The sequence below is a fragment of the Arthrobacter sp. 10T419 genome (genome assembly GCF_056394105.1).
In genome coordinates, this window is sequence record NZ_JBFTHF010000006.1 from 109,233 (window position 1) to 127,951 (window position 18,719).

Below are 18,719 nucleotides of genomic sequence, written 5' to 3' on the forward strand. Positions count from 1 at the left end.
GGGTCCAGCACATGAGCAAAGGTTTCGCCGCTGCGCAGGAAAAGTCGCAGCCGCCACGGAGCGCCCTGACGGACCCGGTCCGCTACCCCTCCGGAGCGGCGTCGCCGGTCCTGGCCAAGCGCGCCTTCCTGCTGATCCTGATGACGCTGCTGGTCCCCGGCAGCGCCCAGATCGTCGCGGGCAACCGCCGGCTGGGGCGGTTCGCGCTCCGCGTCACCCTGACCGCATGGGTCCTGGTCATCGCGGCCCTGGTCCTGCTGGTGGTGTCCCGCCCGACGCTGATCAACTTCATCGCCAATCCCGCCACCTCGCTGGTGCTGGTCATCGTGCTTGCGCTGCTCGCCCTCGGCTGGGCGGCCCTGTTCCTGAATACGCTGCGCCTGGTCCGCCCGGTGCTGCTTGAGACCGGGACGCGCACCGCCGTCGTCGCCACCTTGATGCTGGCCATGCTGCTCAGCAGCGGCAGCCTGGGCTACGCGGCGTACCTGCTGAACGTCGGCCGGGACGCGATCGGCACGATCTTCGCCAACGGCCCGGCCATGGAGCCGTCCGAGGGCCGCTACAACTTCCTGATGATGGGCGGCGACGCCGGGGCGGACCGCACCGGCCGCCGCCCGGACAGCCTGTCCGTGATCAGCGTGGACGCCAAGACCGGCAAGGCGGCGATCATCTCCATCCCCCGCAACCTCCAGAACGCGCAGTTCAGCGAGGGCTCCCCGATGCGGAAGATCTACCCGGACGGCTACGACTGCGGCAATGAGTGCCTCATCAACGCCATCAACACCGAGGTCACCAACAAGTACAAGGATCTTTACCCCGGCGTGCAGGACCCGGGCGCCCAAGCCACCCTCGAGGCGGTTTCCGGCACCCTCGGCATCAAGGTCCAGGCCTATGTGCTGGTGGACATGGACGGCTTCGCCAAACTCATCGACGCCATGGGCGGCATCCGGATCAAGGCCGGCGGGTGGGTCCCGATCAGCGGCCCCACCATCGACGAAGCCAACGGAATCCACGGCATGCCGCTGGGCTGGATCCCGGCCGGCGACAACAAGCTCGACGGCTATCACGCCCTCTGGTACGGCCGCTCCCGCGAATTCGTCGACGATTACGCCCGGATCGCCCGCCAGCAGTGCGTCCAGCAGGCGATGCTCAAGCAGATGGATCCCGCGACGCTGCTCGCGAAATTCGAGGGGATCGTCAAGGCCGGCACCAAGGTGGTCGACTCCAACATTTCCGCCAGCCAGCTCGGCAGCTTCGTGGACCTCGCGATGAAGTCCAAGGGCCAGCCCGTAAGCCGGCTGACGATCGGGCCGCCGGACTTCGACGCCTCCTTCTCCACGGTGCCGGACTTCAACAAGATCCACCAGGCGGTGGACAAGTTGCTCGGCCCCGCTCCCGCGGCCGGGGCAGCCGACGACTCCATCCGCCAGCCGGCCCTGGTGCCCGGACCGCTCTCCGCGGCCGGAGCACTCTCCGCCACCGAGCCTTCGCCGTCGCCGTCGTCGTCGGGCTTCACTCCCGTGACCACCACGCCGGAGGGCGAGCCGATCACGGAGAAAATGCTCAACGACTTCAAACGCAACGGCGATGAGCAGTCCATCCGCAACCTGGTGGCCACCAACGGCCAGTGCGCGCCACTCTAGGTCCGGACGGTTGTTCCGTCCCTCCAGCAGGTTCCAGCCACCAGCTCGCCATGAGCAGATAGGTATTCCGTGTACGAACTTGAGAACGTCCTCCGGCCCTACGCCTGGGGATCGACCACCGCGATCGCCGGTCTGCTCGGCCGGCCGGCCTCCGGCGGCCCGGAGGCCGAGCTCTGGATCGGCGCCCACCCGGACTCCCCGTCGCTGGCAGTCACCGCAGCAGCCGCCGACGGCGACGGCGGCCGGCTGGCCCTGGACGAGCTGATCGCCAGCGACCCGGAGCACCATCTGGGCGGCGACAGCGTGGCCCGCTTCGGTCCGCGGCTGCCGTTCCTGCTCAAGGTTCTTGCCGCCGAACGCCCGCTGTCCCTGCAGGTGCATCCGACGCTGGAGCAGGCGCGGGCCGGGTTCGCCCGCGAGGAGGCTGCCGGCGTCGACCGGGCCGCCACGGAGCGGAACTACAAGGACGACAACCACAAGCCGGAGATGATTTTCGCCCTGACGACGTTCGAGGCCCTCTGCGGGTTCCGGCCGGCGGCAGAGTCGCGGACCGTGTTCCTACACCTGGTGCAGTGCCTTGAGGTCGCGGGCCTGGACGTCCCGGCCCTGCTCCCCCGGCTGCTTGAAGACCTGGCCCGGTCCGACGAACCGGCGGCCCTTAGGGCAGCCTTCGAGCGGCTGATCGCCGGCGGCGAGGACGTCGCCGCCGCGACGGCCGCCGTCGTCGCCGCGCTGGTCTCCGGCGCGCCCATGGCATCGCACGGGGCGGAGCTGACCACGGTGGTGAACCTCAACCAGGACTACCCCGGGGATCCCGGCGTGCTGATCTCGCTGCTGCTGAACCGGATTTCCCTCGCCCCCGGCGAGGCCGTGTATCTGCCCGCCGGCAATGTGCACGCGTACCTGCACGGGCTCGGCATCGAGGTGATGGCGTCCTCGGACAACGTGCTGCGCGGCGGGCTGACACCGAAATTCGTGGACGTGCCGGAACTGCTGAAGACGATCGCCTTCGAGGCCGTCGGCGTGCCGGCGCTCAGCGCGGAGACGACGATGCTCGGCCAGGAGATCTATCGGCCGCCGTTCCAGGAATTCGCGCTGCAGCGGGTGGAACTGCGCCCCGGCGCGGAACCCGTGCCGCTGGCGCAGGCCGGCGCCGCGGTCATCATCGTGGTGTCCGGCGCAATCCTGCTGGACTCCCCCAAGGGCGATCTGCAGCTGGAGCGGGGCGCTTCGGCATTCCTCCCGGCCGCCGAGGCGCCGGTCAACGTGCACCCCGTCGCGGGTGCCACCGGGCCCGCCGTGGCCTTTGCCGTCTCTACCGGAATGAAGGCCTGAACCGTGGATTACTTCCTGCAGGGCCCGCACTGGGCCGACGTCCAGCGCGCCCTGGGCCGCACCGTGCACGAGCAGGCCGGGGAGGGCTGGCGTTTCCTCGCCGTCGAGGAACGCAACCCTGCCGGGAAGGTGCTGTACGTGCCGTACGGGCCGCTGGCCGAGTCCCTAGCCGCCTTCGACGCCGCGCTGGAGTCCCTGACGGCGCTGGCGCAACGGTGCGGGGCGGTGTGCATCCGGCTGGAACCGGTCAGCGCCGGGTTCGCGGCCGCCGACGCCGGCACCGTGCTGCGCAGCCGCGGCCTGCGGCCCGCGCCGGCGAACCTGCAGCCCGAACTGAGCTGGATCGTGGACCTGGACCGCGACTTCAAGGGCGTCCTGGCGGACATGAAGCCGGTCAACCGCAACCTGTACCGCAACATCCATAAGAAGGGTGTGACCTTCCGGTCCAGCCAGGATCCCGCGGAGATTTCCGTGCTGCTGGAGTTCCTGCACCTGACCGCGGCACGCAACGGCTTCAAGCCGCAAAGTGACGAGTACCTGACCCAGGTTGCACGTTCGCTGATGCCGGCCGGCGCCGCCACGCTCTTCATCGCCGAACTCGAGGGCAAGCCGATCGCTGCGGCCCTGGCCTACGACTCCGCGGACACCCGCACCTATGCGCACGCCGCCCTGGATGACACGCACCGGAAGCTCAGCGCGGGTATTCCGCTGCTGGTCACGCTGATGGCCGATGCCAAGGACAAGGGCCTGGCGCACGTGGACCTCTGGGGCGTGGCCCCCGCGGACCAGCCCGACCATAAGTGGGCCGGATTCACGGCGTTCAAGAAATCCTTTGGCGGCCGTGAAATTGCGTACCCCGGAACCTGGGACCTGCCGGTGAAGAAGGTCCGCTACGGCGCGTACCAGCTCGCCCGCAAGGCCGCCCAGCTCCTCAAGGGCCTGCGCGCCAGGCTCGGTAAGTAGCGCTAGCTTCCGGCCGAAACCGCGCGTTTCTGCGCCTCGTAGGCGCTGGCGACCATCTCCTCGACAGAGTGGCGCATCTTCCAGTCAAGGTCTCGGCCGGCCAGGGTCCCGTCGGCGACGATCCGGTCGGGATCCCCGGGCCGGCGCGGCCCGATCTCCGGCTCGAAGTCGATGCCGGTCACTTGAGCCATGGCCGTCATGATCTGCCGGACCGACAGGCCGTCGCCGGATCCGAGGTTGTAGACACGCTCCAGTGTCCGGCCCGCTGCGAGGGCCTGGGCCGCGGCCACGTGGGACGACGCGAGGTCGGCGACGTGGACGTAGTCGCGCACGCAGGTGCCGTCCTCGGTGTTGTAGTCGGTGCCGTAGATCTTCGGGGTCTTCCCCGACGTCAGCGCCCGCAGCACGATCGGGAAAAGGTTGTGCGGGCTCGTGTCGTAAAGCTCGGGTGATCCGGAGCCGACGACGTTAAAGTAACGCAGCGAGGTGTGCTGCAGTCCCCGGGCCCGTCCCTGGTCCCGGATGAGCCACTCGCCGATGAGCTTGCTCTCGCCGTACGGGGATTCCGGCCGGGTGGGCGTGTCCTCGGTGACGATGTCCCCGGACGGGGTGCCGTACGTGGCTGCGGAGGAAGAGAACACCAGTTTGTCGACTCCGGCGAGCTCCATCGCCTTGAGCAGTTCCGCCGTTCCGGTGACGTTTTGCTCATAAGTGAGCAGCGGCTCCTGCACGGAGACACCGGCGTACTTGAAGCCGGCAAGGTGGATCACCCCTGTCACGCCGTGATCGAGCATGGTGCGGGCCATCAGCTCGGCATCGAGGATGTTCCCGTGCACAAAGGGCACGCCGTCCGGGACGAATTCCCGGTGCCCGCTGGACAGTGAATCCACCACCACCGATGGCATCGACGCCGCGCGCAAAGCCGCGACCACATGGGAACCGATATATCCTGCGCCGCCAGTAACAAGCCAAGTCATGGCTCCACCCTATCCAATGCCGGCGAGAGCCCGGCAAGCCGACGTCGGACTGCCGCACAAATAAGAAATCCCGGGACGCAGGGCGCGTCCCGGGATCTCTTGAGTGCCGCTGGTGCTAGCTCTTGCGGGCGTAGCCTTCCCACTTGCTGGCCTGGTGCTCGCCGTCCACGAAGCGGATGGTGCCCGACTTGGAGCGCATCACGATGGACTGGGTGAGGACCTTGTCCTTGGAGTAGCGGACACCCTTGAGCAGGTCGCCGTCGGTGATTCCGGTAGCCGCGAAGTAGCAGTTGTCGCTGGAGACCAGGTCGTTGGTGGAGAGCACCCGGTCCAGGTCATGTCCGGCGTCGATGGCCTTTTGCTTCTCTTCGTCGCTGGTGGGCCAGAGCCGGCCCTGGATGACGCCGCCGAGGGACTTGATGGCGCAGGCGGCGACGATGCCTTCCGGCGTTCCGCCGATGCCCATCAGGGCGTCGACGCCGGTACCGGCACGGGCCGCGGCGATGGCGCCGGCGACGTCGCCGTCCATGATGAACTTCGTGCGGGCGCCGGCCTCGCGGATTTCCTCGACCAGCGGGCGGTGCCGGTCCCGGTCCAGGATCATCACGTTGAGCTGGTTGACCTTGACGCCCTTGGCCTTGGCGATCAGATGCAGGTTCTGCTTCACCGGCAGGCGCAGGTCCACCATGTCGGCGGCTTCCGGACCGGTGACGAGCTTCTCCATGTAGAACACGGCGGAGGGGTCGAACATGGAGCCGCGCTCGGCCACGGCCAGGACGGCCAGGGCGTTGTTGATGCCGAGGGCGGTCAGCCGGGTTCCGTCGATCGGGTCGACGGCGACGTCGCACTCGGGGCCGGTGCCGTCGCCGACACGCTCGCCGTTGAACAGCATCGGGGCTTCGTCTTTTTCGCCCTCACCGATGACCACGACGCCGTTGAAGTGGACGGTCTGCAGGAAGGAGCGCATGGCGTCGACGGCGGCGCCGTCGGCCTTGTTCTTGTCGCCAAAACCGACCCAGTGGCCGCCGGCGATGGCCGCGGCCTCCGTGACGCGGACCAGCTCCAAGGCAAGGTTGCGGTCAGGCTCGTCGATGCCGACGGCGAGCGACGGGGAAAGCGTGGAGTACTTCTGGGTCATGGACGCTGGTGACACGTGAACCTCTTCTTCGAGTGGCGATCATTGAACCCGCGGCATCGGGTCTCCGGCCACCGCGGTGATTCGTCTGGTACTGATCATAGTCGCGGCGGCCTCCATCGGTCATGGAATGACCAAACCGTGAACCTGCCCGAATTCGGCAGGCGCCCTCCCGCCGAATGTGAGATCGGTCCGGAATGGGCGACTATAGAGGGGTGAATGAATTGCAGGACACGTCGCCCGAGGCCCCCGGATCGCCCTCCGTTGGTGCAACGCCGGACGGCGAAAGCGCCGCCGGCGAACAGCCCGTCAAGCCCGTCATCCGCGCCGCAGCGGCAAAGCGGGCCAACGCCTCGGTGATCGGTATGATCATCGCGCTGGCCCTGAGCATTGGCGCGTTCCTGCCGGTGGTCTTGATGAACCCTTCGCCCAAGAGCGATGGGTACCGTCCGGACATCAACGTCAGCGCCATCGCGCAAAACGCCGCGGGTGTGGCGGGATTCACACCGGTAACCCCGGAAACCGGCGACACATTCCGCTCGAACTACGCCCGCTGGGAGTCCGGTTCCGGCAGTGGCGTGGCCACCTGGGAGGTCGGCTACCTGACGCCCAAGGAGTCCTTCATCGGGCTGGTTCAGACCCGGCAGGCCAACCCGACCTGGCTGCTGCAGCAGACGAAAAACGCGCCGGTGACCGGGACGCGGACCGCCGGCGGCCGCGACTGGCAGCTGCGCGACACCGGCAAGGGCGAGAAGTCCATGGTGCTCGATTACCGCGGGACCACAGTGATCCTGACCGGACCCGCGCAGCTGGAAGAATTCTCGGTGCTCGCCGCGGCGGTTGTTAAGTCGCTGGAAGGTAACGCGGCAGCCACGGTTTCCCCCTCGGCCACCCCGGCGTCGTAAGGTAGGGCCGTGGCTACTTACCTGACTCCCGCCCTCGCCTGGCGCCGCCTGCGCGAAGGAAATGACCGTTTCGTCGCCGGCGAATCCTCGCACCCGAACCAGGACGCCTCGCGGCGGTCCTCCCTGGTGGAGAACCAGCATCCGTTCGCCGTCATCTTCGGCTGCGCCGACTCGCGCCTGGCCGCCGAAATCATCTTCGACCTGGGCCTCGGCGACGCGTTCGTCGTCCGGACCGCGGGCCAGGTGATCGACGACGCCGTGCTCGGCTCGCTCGAATACAGCATCAGCGTGCTCGGTGTGCCGCTGATCGTGGTCCTTGGCCACGACAGCTGCGGTGCCGTCATCGCCACCAAGGACGCCGTGGAGACCGGCCAGATGCCGGTTGGTTTCATGCGGAGCCTGGTCGAACGGATCACGCCGTCGGTGCTGACCTCGCTGCGCAACGACCAGCACGAGGTCAACGACATGGTGGTGGAGAACGTCAAGCAGACCTCGCAGCGCCTGGTGGACAGTTCCCGGGTGATTTCCGACGCCGTCGGAAGCGGCCGTGCCGCCGTGATCGGGCTTGCGTACAGCCTCGCCGAGGGCCGGGCAGACCTCGTCTCCGGGATCGGTGAGCTCTAGGAGCCTCGTTTCAGTGCCGGTTCATGGTTTTCGGTGCGACGCTTGGGCGGAATAAGCTAGGCCCATGACTTCCACAGCAGACTTGAACACTGAAGAATTCCGCATTGAACACGACACGATGGGCGAAGTCCGCGTTCCCGTGAACGCCCTGTACCGGGCACAGACGCAGCGCGCGGTCGAGAACTTCCCGATCTCCGGCAAGACCTTGGAGCGCGCCCACATCGAGGCCCTCGCCCGTGTCAAGAAGGCTGCAGCCCAGGCGAACGCAGAGCTGGGAGTGCTCGACGGCGAGCTTGCCCAGGCGATTGCGGACGCCGCCGATGAGGTTGCCGCCGGCAAGTACGACGGCGACTTCCCGATCGACGTCTTCCAGACCGGTTCCGGAACCTCCTCGAACATGAACACCAACGAGGTCATCGCCGAGCTCGCGTCCCGCGCGCTCAAGGCAGCCGGCAGCGACAAGGTGGTTCACCCGAACGACCACGTCAACGCCTCGCAGTCCTCCAACGATGTCTTCCCGACCTCGGTCCACGTGGCTGCCACCTCGGCGCTGATCAACGACCTGATCCCGGCGCTGGGCTACCTCGCCGACTCGCTGGACCGCAAGGCCATCGAGTTCAAGGACGTGGTGAAGTCCGGCCGCACGCACCTCATGGACGCTACCCCCGTCACCCTCGGCCAGGAGTTCGGCGGCTACGCCGCGCAGGTCCGCTACGGCATCGAACGCATCAACGCCTCCCTCCCCCGCGTCGCCGAGGTCCCGCTGGGCGGCACCGCCGTCGGCACCGGCATCAACACCCCGGCAGGCTTCCCGGAGCGCGTCATCGAACTCCTCGCCGCCGACACCGGACTGCCGCTGACCGAGGCCCGCGACCACTTCGAGGCCCAGGCAAACCGCGACGGCCTGATCGAAGCGTCCAGCCAGCTGCGCAACATCGCGATCTCCTTCATGAAGATCAACAACGACCTCCGCTGGATGGGCTCCGGCCCCAACACCGGCCTCGGCGAAATCGCGATCCCGGACCTGCAGCCCGGCTCCTCGATCATGCCCGGCAAGGTCAACCCGGTCATCTGCGAGGCCTCCATCATGGTCTGCGCCCAGGTCATCGGCAATGACACCGCCATCGCCTGGTCCGGCACCAACGGCGCCTTCGAACTGAACGTCGGCATCCCCGTGATGGCCGCCAACCTGCTCGAATCCGTGCGCCTGCTGGCCAACACCAGCCGCGTCATGGCGGACAAGATGATCGATGGCATCACCGCCAACGTGGAGCGCGCCCGCTTCCTCGCCGAAGCCTCGCCGTCCATCGTCACGCCGCTGAACAAGTTCATCGGCTACGAGAACGCCGCCAAGATCGCCAAGAAGGCAGTCGCCGAGGGCCTGACCATCCGCGAGACCGTCGTGGCCATGGGCTTCCTGGAGCGCGGCGAGCTGACCGAAGAGCAGCTCGACACCGCCCTGGACGTCATGTCCATGACGCGTCCGCCGCACAAGGCCTAGTCGCCAGGCTCCGCGGCCCGTAGCGTCCGACGGCGGCCGGCACCTTCCCAGCGGAAGGCGCCGGCCGCCGTCGTGCGTTTAGCCGGCACGGCGCTCATCCGAAAGGCGGGCGGTGCTACTCCAACGGCACCTCTCCTCCCGCGGCGCGGCGTTCCTCCGCGGTGTAAGCAGAGTAGGCAGCGGCTTCGTCCAGGCTGGCACCCGCCATGCGGGCTTCCCGGAGCCGCCGGGTCTTGGCGGACTGGCCGGAGAAGGCGGCGTCCACGTTGCCGGCCGCGTACGTCAGGGCGTCCTCGGCCCGGATGCCCAGCCCGTGCGCCGTCAGGACGGCGTCCTGGTTGGCTCCAAGGTAGGTGAACTGCCAGCCCCACTGGTGCTGCTGGCGTTCGACCAGGGCCTTGACCATGGCACCGCTGGCCTCGCGTGAGGCATTTTCGTGGCCGTCGGTGAGCACCGCCACGAGCACGGTGCCCGGACGCTCCGGTTCGGGCAGCGCCGCCAGCTCAGCGCCGGCCTCCCCGATCAGCCGGACCATGGCGTCGTGCAGGGCCGTGCTGCCGCGCGGCTGGAGCACCAGCGGCGGAACGTCCCGGATGTCCACCGCGGCGTAGACCCGCTCGTAGACGTCGTCGAACTGCGCCAGCGAAAGCTTGCATCGGCCCGCCACCGCCTGCTGCTCGCGGACGAAAGCCGCGAAGCCTCCCACGGTGTCATCGGCGATCGAGCTCATGGAACCGGAGCGGTCCAGGAGGACATACACGTGCGTCAGTGCTGAATCTGTCATGCTTCCCCGTTTCCGGCCCGGGCGTGCCCGGGCCACTGTCGCCAGCTGGGAGAGCTGGATGGAATCAGGCTATGGCCGGGCTCTGACAATCATGTCCGCGGTCCGGCCGGGCGGACCGGCCTACGTCAGCTCCGGAAGTGCGCCGCGCCGTCCGGATCCCGGGCTTGTTCGATCGATTCCAGATGCCCGGGCATCAGCTCGGGGAATTCTTCGGGCCGGAACCAGCCCACGGCGAGGGATTCGTCGTCGTTGACGCGCGCCTCCCCGGAGACATAACGGCAGCGGAACACCAGCGTCAGGAAGTGGCAGACGTCGCCATTCGGGTAGGTGGTGGGACCAACGGCGTCCACCGAGACCAGCCTTTCGGCAACGGCCACCACGCCGGTTTCCTCCAGGACTTCGCGCAGCAGGCCCGGCGCGGGCTCCTCGCCCGGTTCCAGGATCCCGGTGATCAGACCCCACCGGCCGTTGTCGGCGCGCTGGCCGAGCAGGACCCGGCCGGCGTCGTCGAAGACCACGGCGCAGGCGCCGGGAATCCAGAGGGGTTCCTGGCCGATCTTCTCACGCAGTTTCAGGATGAATTCAGGGGTGGCCATCCCGCCAGCCTAACCTCCGGGCAGCAGCATCGCGGCCGCAGTCCCGGCCAGCATGAAGGGGCCGAACGGAATGTCCGACTTCAGCGTTCCGCGCCGCGAAACGAGCAACGCCATACTCCAGAGTCCGCCGAACAGGAACGCCGCAAACGTTCCGGCAAAGACCTGCCCCCAGCCGAGGAACCCGAGGTACATGCCCAGTACGCCGGCGAGCTTGACGTCGCCAAAGCCCATCCCCGGCGGATAGACGGCCCGCAGGATGAAATAGAACAGCCAGAGGACGGCCCCGCCGGCCACGACCCGGAGCCCCGGCACGCCGAACAGCCCGGCCCCGCCGTCCTGCGCTGACGCTGACGCTGCGGCCGGGACCCCCGCCACCGCCTGCGCCGCGGCTGCGCCGAGCAGGAGCACGCCCGCGACCGCGTAGGAGGGAAAGATGATCCGGTTGGGCAGCAAGTGGTGCCGCACGTCGATGACCGTCAGCCGGGCAGCCATGCCGGCGAAGTACGCGCACGCCAGCAGCGCCAGCCAGAAGGCCAGCGGGGCGGCTCCCCCAAGTTCGCCGAGTCGATGGATCACCCTCGGATGCTACTGGATTTTGCCGTGTCCGTGCCGCTCCCCGCCAGGGTCGGCGTGTGACTGGCGGCCACCGCGCCCCGCCGTTAGGCTTCCGGGATGACCGCGCCCGACTCCTACTGGCCCCCGTTCGCCCTCTCGCTGGCCACGCCCCGCCTCACGCTCCGGCCCATCCGCGACGAGGACATCCCGGCCGCGGTGCGGGCAGCCCTGAGCGGCGTCCACGAACCAGGCCGCAGCCCGTTCAGCCGGCCTTGGGCGGAAATGCCGGCCCGGGAGCTCGGCCCGAACATGGCGCAGTGGTACTGGCGCTGCCGCGGGAATATGTCCCCGCAGGAATGGACCCTGCTGCTGGGCGTCTGGCACGACGGCGAGTTCGTCGGCTGCCAGGACGTCGAAGCCAAGGACTTCGCCACCCTGAAGACGGTCAGCACCGGCTCCTGGCTCCGACAAAGCGTCCAGGGCCGCGGACTGGGCAAGGAAATGCGGGCCGCCGTCGCCCTCTACGCCTTTGACTGGCTCGGCGCCGAAGTCGCCGAATCCGAGGCGGCGGCCTGGAACCAGCGGTCGCTCGGCGTCTCCCGCTCCCTCGGCTACGAGCTCAACGGCATCACCCGCGCCAACTGGGGCGGCGAACTCCAGGACTCCCAACGGGTCCGCCTCACCCCCGCCACCTTCAAACGCCCCGCCTGGACCCTGGAAGTCCAAGGCCACGACCCCACCGCGAAGTTCCTGGGGATCGGATAACCCGAGGCGAATTTGCAGCCCCGCGCAGATGGGAAGCTCGCCAGCCGCGCCGCGGGCCTTTCGCGTAGTCGCGCATCGCGGCGCATCGGCCCCCAGAGGTCGCCCGCGACCCTCGGGGCCGATGGGACGTGTCTAAGCGACGGCCAGAGGGCCGTGGCGGGCGAACCCGACCACGGCCCCAAACCCAGGCGAGCTGAAGTCGACAGAGCCTAGATCTCCGCCCCCTCGAGCATGTCCGTCACCAACGCGGCGATCGGCGAGCGCTCGGAACGGGTAAGGGTGATGTGGCCGAAGAGCGGGTGGCCCTTGAGGGTTTCAACGACGGCTGCCACGCCGTCGTGCCGCCCCACCCGGAGGTTGTCGCGCTGGGCGACGTCGTGGGTCAGCACGATTTTGGAGTTCTGGCCGATCCGGCTCATCACGGTGAGCAGGACGTTCTTCTCGAGGGATTGCGCCTCGTCCACGATCACGAACGCGTCGTGGAGTGAACGCCCGCGGATGTGCGTGAGCGGCATGACTTCGAGCATGCCGCGGTCCATGACCTCCTCCACCACTTCCTCGCTGACCAACGCGCCCAGGGTGTCGAAGACGGCCTGCGCCCAGGGGTTCATCTTCTCGGACTCGGAGCCGGGCAGGTAGCCGAGTTCCTGGCCGCCGACGGCGTAGAGCGGCCGGAACACGATTACCTTGCGGTGCTCCCGCCGTTCCAGGACGGCTTCCAGGCCGGCGCACAGGGCCAGCGCGGACTTGCCGGTGCCGGCCCGCCCGCCGAGGGACACGATGCCCACGGACGGGTCCATCAGCAGGTCGATCGCGAGCCGCTGCTCGGCCGAGCGTCCGTGCAGGCCAAAGACGTCCCGGTCCCCCTTGACCAGGCGGACCTGCTTGTCGGCTCCGACCCGGCCCAGGGCGGAGCCGCGGTTGGAGAGAAGCACCAGGCCGGTGTTCACCGGAAGTTCGGCCGCGGCCGGGATGAAGACCGGTTCGTGGCCGTAGAGCGTGGCCAGCTCGTCCTCGGCGGCGTCGATCTCGGCGATGCCGGTCCAGCCGGAGTCCTTGACGAGCTCGTTGCGGTATTCGTCGGCGAGCAGTCCCATCGCGGAGGCCTTGACCCGCATCGGCAGGTCCTTGGACACCACGGTCACGTCGCGGCCCTCGTTGGCGAGGCTCTTGGCGACGGCGAGGATCCGGCTGTCGTTGTCGCCGCCGCGGAATCCGGCCGGGAGCACCTCGGCAGAGATGTGGTTCATCTCGACCATCAGGGTGCCGCCGTCGTTGCCCAGCGGGATCGCGCGGTCCAGGCCGCCGTGCTCCACCCGGAGGTCGTCGAGCAGGCGCAGCGCCTTGCGGGCGAAGTAGCCCAGTTCCGGGTCGTGCCGCTTGCCTTCAAGCTCGGTGATGACAACGATCGGCAGGATCACCTCATGCTCGGCGAAGCGCAGCAGCGCCCGCGGGTCCGAAAGCAGCACGGAGGTGTCGATCACGTAGCTTCGGGCGGCCTCCCGGCTTGCTGTTCCTTCCCCGGAAACAGCAAGACCGGCCGCAGCGTCGGAATGCGCTGCACCGGTCTTGGAAGTGGCTCGCTTGGCGCGAGAGGTAGCTTTCTTGCCCTGGTCGGAAATGACGCCGGGCAGTTCTGCAGAAATAGCCACATCGACTCCAGCCCCGGGCCGCTGGCCCGGAATTGTTATTGGTGAGGCGGCTCGGCCTCGAGGCCGGACGCGGCCTCCCATACATCCGGTGCGAACTTCCGCTCCATGTACTGGCCTCCCCGATCAGCCGGCGGTTTGCCCGCTGATGGGATTAACGTACGTCCACGGCCCGCGCATTGCCGATCCATTTTTCGGCGATTCTTGAATACATCAGGTGAAGCCCGGATGAACCGTGTCAGGAACCGAAGCGGCGCTGCCGGCCGGCGTAGTCGCGCAGCGCGCGGAGGAAGTCCACCTTGCGGAACGCCGGCCACAGGGCCTCGCAGAAGTAGAACTCGCTGTAGGCGCTTTGCCACATCAGGAAGCCGGACAGCCGCTGCTCCCCGGAGGTGCGGATCACGAGGTCGGGGTCGGGCTGGCCGCGGGTGTAGAGGAAACGCGAGATGTCGTCGACGCTGAGTTCGTCGGCCAGCTTGCCGATGTCGGCGCCGCGGGCGACGGCGTCGTGCAGCAGTTCGCGGACGGCGTCGACGATCTCCCGGCGGCCGCCGTAGCCGACGGCGACATTGACGTGGATCTTTTCGTGCACGGGGGTGCGGGCCGTGAGCTTGTTGAGCCGCTCGGCGAGGTAGTCCGGCAGCAGTTCCGGGGCGCCCATGGCGTGCACCGAGATGTCGGCGTCTTCGTCGAGGCGGTCCAGGGTGTTGGCGATGATGCCCATCAGCAGGTCCAGCTCTTCGCCGGAGCGGTTCATGTTGTCCGTGGAGAGCATGTAGAGCGTGACGACTTTGATCCCCAGCTCCTGGCACCAGCCGAGGAATTCGTGGATCTTGTCCGCGCCGGCCTGGTGGCCCTGGCTGGTGGGGGCATTGAACTGCCGGGCCCAGCGCCTGTTGCCGTCGACCATGACGCCGATGTGCTTGGGGACGCGCTCCGGGTCAAGGGACCGTTGGAGGCTGCGCTCGTAGAAGCCATACAGGAACCCGGGCAGTTCCATCCGGAGATTCACCTGGCTTCCTTGAGGTCTGACGTCAGTGCATTCCTAGGCTACCCGCCGGAGGGCAGGTACCACGCACACCGCGGTCGCGATTTTCCTCCGCGGACCTTGTTACCCGCGGGTAACTTACCGGACCGTAGGTTATTATTGCGGCATGGAGAGCACCAGTCCGGAGCCCGGATCCGAGCGGTCCGCGCACAGCGAAAACAGCCCCAAGGGCCGGGAAAGCAGCCCGGTGGACGACGCCGCCGTCAGGATCGCCGAGCTCCTGATGATCAAGCCGAAATGGCGCGGCTGGATCCACACCGTCACGGCGCCACTGGCCTTTGCTGCAGGCCTGGTGCTGGTACTTCTGGCCCCGACCGCCGAGCTGAAGACCGCCTCGGCGGTCTATGCCTTCACAGGGGTGCTGCTCTTCGGCGTCAGCGCTGTCTACCACCGCGGGAACTGGTCCCCCGGGGTCAAGATCGTGCTGAAGCGGCTGGACCACACGAACATCATGCTGGTGATCGCCGGCAGCTACACACCGCTGGCTTGGGCGCTCCTGGACCGACCCAAGGCCGTGCTGCTGCTGTGGGTGATTTGGTCCGGCGCGGTGCTCGGGGTGCTCTTCCGCTTGTTCTGGACCCACGCCCCGCGCTGGCTCTACGTGCCGATCTACATCGCCCTGGGTTGCGGGGCCTTGTTCTACCTGCCCGATTTCTTCGCCGCCAGCGCCCCCGCCGCCGTGCTGATCTGCGTGGGCGGAGCCCTCTACATTGCCGGCGCCGTGTTCTACGCGCTGAAGAAGCCGAATTTCAGCTACGAGCACTTCGGCTTCCACGAGCTATTCCATGCCTTCACGGTCTTTGCCTTCGCCGCGCACTACATCGCGATCGCGATCGCCGTCCTGGGCTGACCGCTGAGCCCGGCCGGGCCGCCGGGCCGACTGGGTTCTCCCCACCTTTGAATTCCAGACGCCGGGAACCGCCGGGGTTCCGGCCCGACACACCGGGCGCCCACTCCAAAGTTGGGGAAATCCAGCGCCGGCGCCACCCTCAGCCCGGCCGGCCCGCGGCAATCAACTCCGGGAGCTGGCGCATGTCGTGGAAGACCGTGGTGCCGGGGCCGGCGAGCCATTCCGCGGGGGTCACTCCGCCCGCATAGGCGAACGCGTGCATCCCCGCGGCCCGCGCCGCCTGCACCCCGTAGGCACTGTCTTCGACGACGGCACAGCGCTCCGGCGCGGTCCGGAGCGTCCCGGCCGCATGCAGGAAAAGATCCGGGGCCGGCTTGCCGTTGGCCACCTCCGTGGCGCTGAAGATCCGGCCGGCAAAACGGTCTAGCAGCCCGGTCCGGCCCAGTGTCCGCCGCATCTTCGCGTGGCTGCCGCTGGAGGCAACACAGTGCGGAAGCCGGAGCCGGTCCAGGGCCTCCTCCACGCCGTCGACGGTGGTGAGCTCGCGTTCGAAGGCATCGTGGTACCACGTCTGGTAGGTCCTGTCCCAGCCTTCGGCCAGTTCGATGCCCAGTTCCCGTTCGACGGTGGCGATGAAGTTGGCCTCGCTCCGGCCGACGAAGCGCCGCACGATTTCCTCGATCTCCAGCTCCCAGCCAAGGTCGGCCAGGACCCGCTGGTCCACCTGGACCGAGATCACCTCCGAGTCCACCAGGACGCCGTCGCAGTCAAAGACCACCAGGTCAAAGGGAGCCGGGTCCCCCAAGGCAAAAGTCATTCCGCCATGGTAGCCAGCCGGGCACGGAGCGCGGCGACAGAACCCGCCGGAAGGTCGCAAACCATGCCGCGGCACAGGTAGACCTGCGGCGACCCGCCCGGCCCCGCAGTGCGGCCGCGGAGCAGGGGGACCTGGCCGCCCCCGGCGTCCCCTGCCGGGTCCTGGAGCGCAATCACGAGTCCCGGGCTGGGCGAGAGCAGCAGCGCGCGGTGCAGCGCCGTCCGCTCCGGCGTGTCGGCCCCGACGACGGCGGCTTCCACCGGGCCCGCCAGCGCGGCCTGCGCCGTGGCCAGCAGCCACCCGGCCACCCGGGGTGCGTTGGTGGCTAGCGGCGGCAGCAGGGACAGGATGTTTCCGGCCATGGCGCGGCGCTCCGAGGATCCGGACAGCGCGGCAGAGGACAGCAGGACCCCGGCAAATGCGGCCGCACCGCTGGGGGTGGCGTTGTCGAAGGGATCCATTCCGGCCCGGCCCCCCTGGGCGTTGAGGACCTGTGCTGATTCCCCGGCGGCGTCTCGCAGCGCCCCACCGGCCGCGAACCGGGTGCAGGCGGACGCCAGGATGGCCTCGGCCAGGGCATACCATCGCGTCCGCCCGGAGACGGCGTAAAGCGCGAACAGGCCCTCCACGCAAAAGGCGTAGTCCTCCAGCAGGCCGCCGATCCCGCGGGCAGACCCGTCGTGGGACACCCGGAGCAGCCGGCCGGGCTCCCCGCCCTGACCCGGGGTCCAGTGCACCCGTTCCAGGTAGCCGGCGATCCGCTCGGCCGCGCCAAGCAATTCGGGGCGGTCCAGCACGGCACTGGCCTCGGCCAACGCCGCGAGGGCCAGCCCGTTCCAGCCGGCCACCACCTTGTCATCCCGGGCAGGCTGCGGCCGCGCCGCGCGGGCCAGCCGCAGCACGGGCCGGACCCGCTGCCACAACGCGCCTTCCGGGCCGTCCAGCGCGTGGCCGGGATGCAGCGGCGACCCGGCTTCGGACACGGTGCCGGCATCGGAGACATGCATCAGCCGGGCCACGGCGGCGCCGTCCGCGGGCCCCAGCAGCTCCGCCAGTTCTCCGGGGGTCCACAGATAGCTGGCGCCCTCGGAGTGCACCCCGTCCACCACGGTGTCCGCATCGAGGGACGACGCAAGCGCCGCCGGGCCTTCGGCGCCGCCTTGGCTATCTTGCGCCGCCGCACCGGCCAGGCCCAGCGAGTCGAGCATCCAGTCCGCGGTGCTGCCCGCGACGGCGGCGGCCTCCGCGGCCGGGTACCCGTCCGTGCCGCCGAGACGGGCCCAGTGGACGTAGACGCGAAGTAACTGGGCGTTGTCGTAGAGCATCTTCTCGAAGTGCGGCACGGACCAGTCGCGCGTCACGGAGTAGCGGGCAAAGCCGCCGTCGAGTTGGTCGAACAGTGCCGAACGCGCCATCGCGGCGAGCGTGCGGCCCGCCACGTCCCGGGCCGCCTCCGCAGTGTCGGAGGCCGTGGCTGCGTGCCGGATCAGGAACTCCAGGACGGCCGACGGCGGGAATTTGGGCGCGGCGCCGAAGCCTCCCGCGGCATCTTCGGAGCGGGCCAGGGCGCGCACCGCCGCGGAAAGCAGGGCCGGGTCGAGGACGGCCGCGGGCGCGTCCAAGCGGACGGCGGACGCGGACTGCGCGGCGGCGATGCCGCGCGCCAGCGTGGCGGCGTTCTGCTCGACGGCGTCGCGGCGTTCCAGCCAGGCCTCGCGGACGGCTTCCAGCACCTGGCGGAAGGAGGGCCTGCCGGGCATCGGCCGCGGCGGGTAGTAGGTGCCGGCGTGGAAGGCCCGGCCGTCAGGCAGCAGGAAGACTGACATCGGCCAGCCGCCCTCGCCGCTGATGGCCTGCGTGGCGGCCATGTAGACGGCGTCGACGTCGGGGCGTTCCTCCCGGTCCACCTTCACGGGGACGAAGTTGGCGTTCAGGAAGTCGGCGGTGTCCTGGTCTTCGAAGGACTCGCCGGCCATGACATGGCACCAGTGGCAGGCGGCGTAGCCGATCGACAGGAACACCGGAACGTCCCGGGCCGCGGCGAACGTGAACGCTTCGTCGCCGAAGGGTTGCCAGTGCACGGGGTTGCCGGCGTGCTGGCGGAGATAGGCGGAGGGTTCCCCGCCCAGGGCGTTGGCCGCCCAGGGTGAGGCATCGGAGGCGCCGCGGTCAGCGGTTCCCGGACCCTGCATCACCGTTGGCTTCCGGCCGGATGTCCGCGCCGTCGCCGGTTTGCGGGTAGCCCCCCAGGCTGCCGCCCCCGGGCTGCCCGGCCTGGACCTGTCCGGCTTCCTCGGCGGCGGCCCGCTCTTCCTCCACCTGCGCCCGGTAACGGACCCGACGGATCCGGCGCACCATGTCCACAATCAGCAGCGCCGTTAGCACCACGATGAACGCGGTCAGCAAGAAACCCAGCAGGCCCGGGGTGACCTGGTCCTGGTCGAGTCCCGGGCGCAGCGACGGCGTCGGTGTCGGTGCCGGGGAAGCCGCCAGGGCGATGAACAAGGAATGCACGGTGGGAACCTTCTGTGGGGAACGTCTTTTGCGGGTCTTCCGGTACCACTCTTCTACG

Annotated in this window: 18 protein-coding genes; 8 read left to right on the plus strand and 10 right to left on the minus strand. The window is 68.8% G+C overall.

Annotated elements, in window-relative coordinates; genetic code table 11:
• Window positions 1–11: 11 nt before the first annotated feature.
• From AC1DBD_RS11765 to AC1DBD_RS11775, 3 genes are all read left to right on the plus strand, one after another.
• Complete coding sequence (locus AC1DBD_RS11765; RefSeq protein WP_476982167.1) at window positions 12–1,643, plus strand: LCP family protein; 1,632 nt, start codon at window positions 12–14, stop codon at window positions 1,641–1,643.
• A gap of 69 nt (window positions 1,644–1,712) precedes the next feature.
• Window positions 1,713–2,978: a mannose-6-phosphate isomerase, class I gene (manA, locus tag AC1DBD_RS11770; RefSeq protein WP_476982168.1), complete on the plus strand. Its 1,266-nt coding sequence runs from the start codon at window positions 1,713–1,715 to the stop codon at window positions 2,976–2,978.
• A gap of 3 nt (window positions 2,979–2,981) precedes the next feature.
• Window positions 2,982–3,941, plus strand: a complete 960-nt coding sequence (locus tag AC1DBD_RS11775; protein WP_476893249.1) for a lipid II:glycine glycyltransferase FemX — start codon at window positions 2,982–2,984, stop codon at window positions 3,939–3,941.
• Between the two features lie 2 nt (window positions 3,942–3,943).
• Here the strand turns inward: AC1DBD_RS11775 and galE are convergent, their stop codons facing one another.
• Both galE and glpX read right to left on the minus strand, forming a co-directional pair.
• A complete protein-coding gene (gene galE / locus AC1DBD_RS11780) occupies window positions 3,944–4,918 on the minus strand; it encodes a UDP-glucose 4-epimerase GalE (RefSeq protein WP_476893250.1) in 975 nt (324 codons plus the stop codon).
• A 115-nt stretch (window positions 4,919–5,033) separates the two neighbouring features.
• On the minus strand, window positions 5,034–6,056 hold the full coding sequence (glpX, locus tag AC1DBD_RS11785) for a class II fructose-bisphosphatase (protein ID WP_175322845.1): 1,023 nt from the start codon (window positions 6,054–6,056) through the stop codon (window positions 5,034–5,036).
• A 221-nt stretch (window positions 6,057–6,277) separates the two neighbouring features.
• Here glpX and AC1DBD_RS11790 point away from each other — a divergent pair, with 221 nt between their 5' ends.
• From AC1DBD_RS11790 to AC1DBD_RS11800, 3 genes are all read left to right on the plus strand, one after another.
• Entirely contained in the window at window positions 6,278–6,958 is a 681-nt protein-coding gene (locus AC1DBD_RS11790; protein WP_476893292.1) for a DUF4245 domain-containing protein, read from the plus strand.
• A 9-nt stretch (window positions 6,959–6,967) separates the two neighbouring features.
• Complete coding sequence (locus AC1DBD_RS11795; protein ID WP_441418476.1) at window positions 6,968–7,582, plus strand: carbonic anhydrase; 615 nt, start codon at window positions 6,968–6,970, stop codon at window positions 7,580–7,582.
• Window positions 7,583–7,646: 64 nt separating this feature from the next.
• Window positions 7,647–9,083, plus strand: a complete 1,437-nt coding sequence (locus tag AC1DBD_RS11800; protein WP_441418477.1) for a class II fumarate hydratase — start codon at window positions 7,647–7,649, stop codon at window positions 9,081–9,083.
• A gap of 115 nt (window positions 9,084–9,198) precedes the next feature.
• On the opposite strand, the gene AC1DBD_RS11805 is transcribed toward AC1DBD_RS11800, so the two are convergent.
• The 3 genes from AC1DBD_RS11805 to AC1DBD_RS11815 form a co-directional block, all read right to left on the minus strand.
• Complete coding sequence (locus tag AC1DBD_RS11805; RefSeq protein ID WP_476909353.1) at window positions 9,199–9,867, minus strand: VWA domain-containing protein; 669 nt, start codon at window positions 9,865–9,867, stop codon at window positions 9,199–9,201.
• A 125-nt stretch (window positions 9,868–9,992) separates the two neighbouring features.
• Window positions 9,993–10,463: an NUDIX hydrolase gene (locus AC1DBD_RS11810; protein WP_441418479.1), complete on the minus strand. Its 471-nt coding sequence runs from the start codon at window positions 10,461–10,463 to the stop codon at window positions 9,993–9,995.
• Window positions 10,464–10,472: 9 nt separating this feature from the next.
• A complete protein-coding gene (locus AC1DBD_RS11815; RefSeq protein WP_476982169.1) occupies window positions 10,473–11,039 on the minus strand; it encodes a prepilin peptidase in 567 nt (188 codons plus the stop codon).
• A 96-nt stretch (window positions 11,040–11,135) separates the two neighbouring features.
• On the opposite strand from AC1DBD_RS11815, the gene AC1DBD_RS11820 reads away from it, so the two are divergent.
• On the plus strand, window positions 11,136–11,783 hold the full coding sequence (locus AC1DBD_RS11820) for a GNAT family N-acetyltransferase (protein ID WP_476982170.1): 648 nt from the start codon (window positions 11,136–11,138) through the stop codon (window positions 11,781–11,783).
• Between the two features lie 209 nt (window positions 11,784–11,992).
• Here the strand turns inward: AC1DBD_RS11820 and AC1DBD_RS11825 are convergent, their stop codons facing one another.
• Window positions 11,993–13,435 (minus strand): PhoH family protein, encoded by a 1,443-nt coding sequence (locus tag AC1DBD_RS11825; RefSeq protein ID WP_476893254.1) that lies wholly within the window; start codon window positions 13,433–13,435, stop codon window positions 11,993–11,995.
• A gap of 235 nt (window positions 13,436–13,670) precedes the next feature.
• Window positions 13,671–14,432 (minus strand): isoprenyl transferase, encoded by a 762-nt coding sequence (locus AC1DBD_RS11830; RefSeq protein ID WP_346959534.1) that lies wholly within the window; start codon window positions 14,430–14,432, stop codon window positions 13,671–13,673.
• A gap of 256 nt (window positions 14,433–14,688) precedes the next feature.
• Here AC1DBD_RS11830 and trhA point away from each other — a divergent pair, with 256 nt between their 5' ends.
• Window positions 14,689–15,330, plus strand: coding sequence for a PAQR family membrane homeostasis protein TrhA (gene trhA / locus AC1DBD_RS11835; RefSeq protein WP_441418569.1), 642 nt, complete (start codon window positions 14,689–14,691; stop codon window positions 15,328–15,330).
• Between the two features lie 139 nt (window positions 15,331–15,469).
• Here the strand turns inward: trhA and AC1DBD_RS11840 are convergent, their stop codons facing one another.
• Genes AC1DBD_RS11840 through AC1DBD_RS11850 form a run of 3 tightly spaced genes read right to left on the minus strand, consistent with a single transcriptional unit; the run spans window position 15,470 to window position 18,661 of the window.
• On the minus strand, window positions 15,470–16,147 hold the full coding sequence (locus AC1DBD_RS11840) for an HAD family hydrolase (protein WP_476982171.1): 678 nt from the start codon (window positions 16,145–16,147) through the stop codon (window positions 15,470–15,472).
• Complete coding sequence (locus AC1DBD_RS11845; RefSeq protein ID WP_476982204.1) at window positions 16,144–18,339, minus strand: thioredoxin domain-containing protein; 2,196 nt, start codon at window positions 18,337–18,339, stop codon at window positions 16,144–16,146. The genes AC1DBD_RS11840 and AC1DBD_RS11845 overlap by 4 nt, the downstream gene beginning before the upstream one ends.
• Complete coding sequence (locus tag AC1DBD_RS11850) at window positions 18,317–18,661, minus strand: hypothetical protein (RefSeq protein ID WP_476893257.1); 345 nt, start codon at window positions 18,659–18,661, stop codon at window positions 18,317–18,319. The genes AC1DBD_RS11845 and AC1DBD_RS11850 overlap by 23 nt, the downstream gene beginning before the upstream one ends.
• Window positions 18,662–18,719 lie beyond the last annotated feature (58 nt).